Origin of the sequence: Marivirga sp. (assembly GCF_024636815.1) — a bacterium.
Taxonomy (GTDB): domain Bacteria; phylum Bacteroidota; class Bacteroidia; order Cytophagales; family Cyclobacteriaceae; genus Marivirga.
The window spans coordinates 1-6504 of sequence record NZ_JAGXGF010000069.1 but is presented as its reverse complement, the minus strand read 5'-3'; the positions used below and the strand labels follow the sequence as shown (position 1 = coordinate 6504).

Sequence of the window (6504 nt, the reverse complement as noted above, 5' to 3'; positions counted from 1 at the left end):
TCTTATACCGATATAACCGGCAGAATGGAGCTCCCTCCTATTTGGAGTTTAGGATATCAGCAATGTAGATATAGCTATAAGCCTGACAAAGAAGTATTAAGCATAGCTAAATTCTTTAGAGAAAAAGAGATTCCTGCTGATGTTATTGTATTAGACATTCATCATATGGAGCAATACAAAATCTTCACTTGGGATGGCAAAGATTTCCCGAATCCTAAGAAAATGATCGAAAAGCTGGAGGAAATGGGCTTTAAAGTAGTCGTGATCTGTGACCCGGGAATTAAAATTGAAGAAGGATATGAAGCTTATGACTCAGGTAAAAAGGAGGACGTTTTTATTAAATATCCGGATGGGGAATATTATGAAGGAGAAGTTTGGCCTGGTTGGTGTCATTTTCCCGATTTCACAAAACCAACCGTTAGGAATTGGTGGCAAGAAAAACTAAAAGCTTATACCGATTTAGGCATACTGGGCTTATGGAATGATATGAACGAAATTGCCACTTGGGGCCAATATTTGCCTGATTTGATGGAGTTTGATTATGAAGGAGAAAAAGCCTCAACCCGTAAAGCTAGAAATGTTTATGGAATGCAAATGGCAAGAAGCACATATGAAGGTGCCAAACAAAATTCTCCAAACAAAAGGGTATTTAATTTAACCAGAGCAGGTTTTTCAGGTATCCAAAGATATGCAGCCGTTTGGACTGGTGATAATGTAGCAGATGATGAGCATATGCTCTTGGGAGTTCGATTGGTTAATAGTTTAGGCTTAGCCGGTGTTGCATTTTCAGGTTATGATATTGGTGGATTTGCTGGAGATGCAGATAGCCAACTTTTTGCTAGATGGATTTCAATAGGTGCATTTGCTCCTTTCTTCAGAGGTCATAGTATGATTAATAGCCGGGATTCAGAGCCCTGGGCTTATGGCGAAGAAGTAGAAGAGATTTCCAGAAATTATATCAACCTGCGTTATAAAATGATGCCTTATATTTATTCGGCATTCTATAAAGCGCATGAAAAAGGAATACCTGTTGCAAGAAGCTTAGCAATCTATCATCCGCATGATGAAAAGATTTACCACTCATTGTATGAAAATCAATATTTCTTTGGGCCTGACATAATGGTTGCACCAGTTGCCAGCAAAGTTAACCTGGCGAAAGTTTACTTTCCTGAAGGTGAATGGTACGATTTATTTGATGATACTTTCTACAGAGGAAATCAAGAAGTGATAGTGGAATGTCCTATAGAAAGATTACCGGTTTTTGTAAGAGCTTCAGCCATTATTCCTATGCAGGATAAATTGGAAAATTTAAGCCAAAATCACAATGATTGTCTTCATTTACATATTTATGGTGGGAAAGAAAAAAATCAATATGAATATTATGAAGATGATGGTGAATCATTCAATCATGTAAGTGGTGAATATTATAAAAGAATGATCGAATTCGATCCTGAAAATAGAAAGTTAATATTACAATCTAAAGAAGGTACTTACAATACTCAATATCATAAAGTTAAGTTATTCTTTCATGGGTTTGAAGGGAAAATAAATGGTAAAATACAGGTTAATCATCAAACTATACCGTTGGAAAAAGAGGACTTTAATTTTATAGATCAAATTTCTAATTTCGATCCATTACCCGAAAATGAAAGAATCAATTTAAAGGTAAACGACTTACCAAATGCAGTTTTCAACCTGGATAATGACAAAATTGAGGTCAATTGGTAATTAGATAGTTTTTTAAGTTTTAAATTATTTATGAGAAAATATTTTTTTATAGCATTAATAGCTATCACAACATTTAATTACTCTTGCGAATCCATCCAAGATGAGGTGCAGCAAGATACAATTCTTAGATATCCTGAAAAAGCCAAGGATATGAATATATATGAAGTCAATATCAGGCAATACACTCCAGAGGGTACTATTAATGCATTTATTCCTCATATTGATCGATTAAAAAATATGGGAGTCGATATTTTATGGATTATGCCAATTCAGCCCATAGGTGAGAAAAACAGAAAAGAGCCTTTGGGCAGTTACTATTCTAGTAAAGATTATACCGCAATAAATCCAAATTTTGGAACTTTAGAAGATTTCAATAATCTGGTTAAAAAAGCTCATGAAAAAGATATGATTGTGCTCTTGGATTGGGTAGCCAATCATACCGCTTATGACCATCATTGGGCAGAAGGACACCCAGAATATTACAATTTGGATTCTGCAGGAAATCTCCAATCTCCTGTTGAAGATTGGACGGATGTTGCAGATCTTAATTATGATGATGAAAAATTGCATCAAGCGATGATAAGTGAAATGAAATGGTGGCTCACTGAAGCTGATATTGACGGATTTAGATGTGATATGGCAGGAATGGTACCCAATGAATTTTGGGAGAAAGCCATTGACAGCCTTGAGGCTACAAAAGATGTTTTCATGTTAGCTGAATGGGAAGAACCTAAAATGCATGATGTCGGATTTGATATGACTTACGGCTGGGAATTTCACCATATGTTGAATGACATTGCAATAGGGAAAGCCAATGCAGATTCTGTGCTAGCTTATTTGGAAAAAGATGCCAAAAAATACGACTCAACTGCTTTTAGAATGTATTTCACTTCTAATCATGATGAAAATAGCTGGGCTGGAACTGTTTTCGAAAGAATGGGTGATGCTTACAAACCCTTGGCCGTATTAACCGCAACCGTTCCTGCTATGCCGATGATCTATAGTGGGCAAGAAGCTGGTTTAGACGAAAGATTACCATTTTTTGATAAAGACACTATCGACTGGTCAAATTTATCATATGAAGATTTTTATAGTCAATTATTAACACTCAAGAAAAATAATCCTGCTTTATGGAATGGTGCCTATGGTGGAGATTTTCAAGAAATAAATAAAGACCAAAACTCTTCTGAAATTTTGGCATTCCGCAGAAAAAAGGATGAAAACGAAGTTCTTGTCATATTAAACTTATCAGACAGTTCACAATCATTTGTAATTGATAAAAAATACACAGGAAACACTTATCAAAAAGCTAATAATCCAAAATTAACCGTTAGCTTTTCTGAAAATCAAGAGCCATTACTATTTGACCCATGGTCCTATATGATTTTAACTAAAAATAGCTTGAACACTAAATAATGGATAATATATCGATCTCCTCAACAAAACCGAAATTAAATTTTTGGGAAATTTGGAATATGAGCTTTGGCTTTTTGGGTATTCAATTTGGCTTTGCTTTACAAAATGCCAATGTCAGCCGGATCTTTGACACGCTTGGTGCAGAGAAAGAAAGCTTGCCTATTTTGTGGTTGGCTGCTCCTGTGACAGGGTTAATCGTTCAGCCTATAATAGGATATTATTCCGACAGAACCTGGATACCTAAATGGGGAAGACGCAGACCATTTTTTGCTATTGGAGCTATTTTAGCTACTATAGCATTATTCATTATGCCTAACTCCCCCAGCCTTTGGATAGCTGCTGGAATGTTGTGGGTAATGGATGGGTCTATAAATGTCAGTATGGAACCCTTCAGGGCTTTTGTAGGAGATATGTTACCCAATGAGCAAAGATCAAAAGGATTTGCCATGCAGGCCTTCTTTATTGGTATTGGAGCAGTAATAGCCTCTGTTTTACCTTACGTTCTAACAAATTGGCTGGGATTTAGTAATGAAGCACCTGATGGTCAGATTCCGGATTCCGTAAAATGGTCTTTTTATATTGGAGGAGTTGCTTTTTTCTCTGCTGTGATGTGGACAGTTTTCAACACTAAAGAATATCCACCAGACGATATTGAAAAACTAAAGTTAGAAAATAGCGAAAGAGGAGTTTTTACTGGTTTGGCAGAATCATTTTTAGGAATATTCAAAATGCCTAAAACCATGGTTCAACTGGCATTCGTTCAGTTCTTTTCCTGGTTTGCCTTATTTGCAATGTGGATTTATACCACCCCAGCTGTAACTGAGCATGTTTATGGCACAACCGATACAAAATCGGCCCTTTATAATGAAGGTGCGAATTGGGTAGGGATTATGTTTGGTGCTTATAATGGAGTTGCCGCTTTAGCAGCCTTTTTGTTACCGCTATTGGCTAGATATTTCGGTAGAAAAGGAACTCATATGCTTGCATTATTTTGCGGAGCTGCAGGCTTAATATCGATATTTTACGTAACTAATCCGGATTTACTTGTGATCAGTATGATAGGAGTTGGTATTGCCTGGGCAAGTATTCTTTCCTTACCTTATGCTATGCTAAGTAGTGCTTTACCTTCCGATAAAATGGGCTATTACATGGGGGTATTCAATTTCTTTATCGTCATCCCTCAAATTGTAGCGGCAGGAATACTGGGTTTTATAATAAAAAACTTCTTTAACAATGATACTATTTATGCATTGATTATCGGTGGAGTTTCAATGATAGTAGCCGGTTTATTAAGTCTTGCTGTAACAGACAACGATAAAGAAAAGAAATCTTAAATTGGTGTAGGTTTATATTATGCTCTAGGATGAAATTCTTTTAAAGTCTGGCTAAGAAAGTCTCTGTCCAGATGAGTATAGATTTCTGTGGTTGTGATGGATTCATGCCCTAACATTTCTTGAACTGCTCTAAGATCTGCGCCACCTTCAATTAAATGGGTGGCAAAAGAATGACGGAAAGTATGAGGGCTCACTTTCTTTTTCAAGCCTGATAAAACAACTTGTTTTTTGATCATTGTGAAAACTGAGATTCGACTTATAGAACCTCCAAAACGATTTAAAAACACAAAATCTTTTGCTTCAGGTTTTACACCTTGATGGACCCTAACTTCATTAATATAAATTTTCAATTGTTTGGCAGCGGCTTTTCCTATTGGAACCAGTCTTTCTTTACTGCCCTTCCCTATTATTCTTAAAAAACCAATATCAAAATACGTATTAGAGATTTTTAAATTTACTAATTCGCTTACCCTTAATCCTGAAGAATACAAAACTTCCAACATGGTCATATCTCTTTGACCATTCGCTGTACTTCGGTCTATAGAAGAAATTATTTGCTCGATTTCCTCAAAACTCAAGACATCAGGTAATTTCCTTCCCAATTTAGGAGCTTCCAGTAGTTCAGCAGGATTCTCACTAATGATATCTTCAAATAAAAGATATTTAAAAAAACCTTTAATTCCGGACACTACCCTAGCCTGAGTATGGACGGTCATGCCCAATTCGTTCACATATTCCAGAAAATCATGCAAATCTGTAGCAGAAACTTCCAGAGGACCCACATTTCGATTGGAGATATCCAAAAACTGTTTTAGCTTTAACACATCATGAACATAGGCGGCTACTGTATTTTCCGCCAAGGAGCGTTCTAGTTGTAAATAAGTTTTATATTCAGTCAAAAATACATCCCAAGCCATAACCGAAAGTAATGCAAAAAACGAAAATCATCATCATAAACGGACCTAATTTAAACCTTTTGGGCAAAAGAGAACCTGAAATATATGGAGCATCTTCATTTGAAGAGTTTTTCACGAAATTGCAAAACAAAAATCCTGAGCTTCAACTCGAATATTACCAATCTAATATTGAAGGTAAACTAGTGAGTAAAATTCAACAAGCAGAAGGGCAATTCAATGGGATTTTACTCAATGCAGCGGCTTATACGCACACTTCTGTAGCCATTCATGATGCTATTGGTGCCATAACAGTTCCTGTAGTTGAAATACACATCTCTAATATTTATAAAAGGGAAGAATTTAGGCATAAAAGTATAATCTCTTCCAAATGTGTAGGGATGATTTCAGGATTAGGCCTTAGAGGATATCAATTAGGACTAGAATATTTTAGAAATAAATAAAAAAATGAAAATAGCAATCATAGCACATGATGGGAAAAAGCCTGAAATGGTGTCTTTCCTCAATAAAAATAAAGATAAGCTCAAGAAAATATCATTAGTAGCTACTGGTACTACTGGAAAATATGTCGAAAATACAGGCCTTCAAGTTGAAAAACTGCTTTCTGGTCCATTTGGTGGGGACGCACAAATTGCCGCACTATCTGCGGAGAAGAAATTAGAAATGGTCCTTTTCTTTCGGGATCCATTAGGCAAGCATCCTCACGAACCGGATGTTCAAATGTTAATGCGAATTTGTGATGTCCATAATATTCCTATTGCCACAAATCCAGCTACTGCGCAATTGCTAATTGATGCATTTTGGAGAAAGCAAATGGAGTAATCGATAGGATTTACTAATTATCAAGCTATTGAATTAAATTATTCGACCAACGCTATTGCTAAAGATTATAGGTTGTACTATATTACCAATAACTATAAACTTTTCATGCTATGGCAGAACGCGAATTTATTCAATCAGGTACAACCGGTCCCCGCTTAAAGTATATTTTCAAAATTTTCAATAGCTATACATGTGGTTGGTTAATTTCTGCTCTTCTTTTAACGGCTGCTTATGGCTATTTCTTTCAGTCCGATTATTTACAAGAATCTGGCCCAGTACAATTAGCGCTT

At 36.0% G+C, this 6504-nt stretch carries 7 protein-coding genes; 6 read left to right on the top strand and 1 reads right to left on the bottom strand.

Features of this window, described 5'->3' with window-relative positions; all coding sequences use genetic code 11:
- From Q0L29_RS05450 to Q0L29_RS05440, 3 genes are all read left to right on the top strand, one after another.
- Positions 1 to 1728 (top strand): TIM-barrel domain-containing protein (locus tag Q0L29_RS05450; protein WP_296619754.1); only part of this gene is annotated, 1728 nt, incomplete at its 5' end.
- Between the two features lie 30 nt (positions 1729 to 1758).
- Positions 1759 to 3144, top strand: a complete 1386-nt coding sequence (locus Q0L29_RS05445; RefSeq protein ID WP_296619752.1) for an alpha-amylase family glycosyl hydrolase — start codon at positions 1759 to 1761, stop codon at positions 3142 to 3144.
- A complete protein-coding gene (locus Q0L29_RS05440) occupies positions 3144 to 4478 on the top strand; it encodes an MFS transporter (RefSeq protein ID WP_296619751.1) in 1335 nt (444 codons plus the stop codon). The genes Q0L29_RS05445 and Q0L29_RS05440 overlap by 1 nt, the downstream gene beginning before the upstream one ends.
- Before the next feature lie 17 nt (positions 4479 to 4495).
- On the opposite strand, the gene xerD is transcribed toward Q0L29_RS05440, so the two are convergent.
- The gene (xerD, locus tag Q0L29_RS05435; RefSeq protein ID WP_296619749.1) at positions 4496 to 5395 is read right to left on the bottom strand and encodes a site-specific tyrosine recombinase XerD; all 900 of its coding nucleotides are present in this window, start codon (positions 5393 to 5395) and stop codon (positions 4496 to 4498) included.
- 11 nt (positions 5396 to 5406) lie between these two features.
- On the opposite strand from xerD, the gene aroQ reads away from it, so the two are divergent.
- The 3 genes from aroQ to Q0L29_RS05420 all read left to right on the top strand — a co-directional run.
- Positions 5407 to 5835, top strand: coding sequence for a type II 3-dehydroquinate dehydratase (gene aroQ, locus Q0L29_RS05430; protein ID WP_296619747.1), 429 nt, complete (start codon positions 5407 to 5409; stop codon positions 5833 to 5835).
- 4 nt (positions 5836 to 5839) lie between these two features.
- The gene (locus Q0L29_RS05425) at positions 5840 to 6214 is read left to right on the top strand and encodes a methylglyoxal synthase (RefSeq protein ID WP_296619745.1); all 375 of its coding nucleotides are present in this window, start codon (positions 5840 to 5842) and stop codon (positions 6212 to 6214) included.
- A 110-nt stretch (positions 6215 to 6324) separates the two neighbouring features.
- The coding region (locus Q0L29_RS05420) for a hypothetical protein (protein ID WP_296619744.1) at positions 6325 to 6504 on the top strand (180 nt) is incomplete at its 3' end.

Bases quoted from the DNA above. Each gene is read 5' to 3' on its own strand.
- Q0L29_RS05445 (WP_296619752.1), top strand. From the start codon at position 1,759: ATGAGAAAATATTTTTTTATAGCATTAATAGCTATCACAACATTTAAT.
- Q0L29_RS05440 (WP_296619751.1), top strand. From the start codon at position 3,144: ATGGATAATATATCGATCTCCTCAACAAAACCGAAATTAAATTTTTGG.
- xerD (WP_296619749.1), bottom strand. From the start codon at position 5,395: ATGGCTTGGGATGTATTTTTGACTGAATATAAAACTTATTTACAACTA.
- aroQ (WP_296619747.1), top strand. From the start codon at position 5,407: ATGCAAAAAACGAAAATCATCATCATAAACGGACCTAATTTAAACCTT.
- Q0L29_RS05425 (WP_296619745.1), top strand. From the start codon at position 5,840: ATGAAAATAGCAATCATAGCACATGATGGGAAAAAGCCTGAAATGGTG.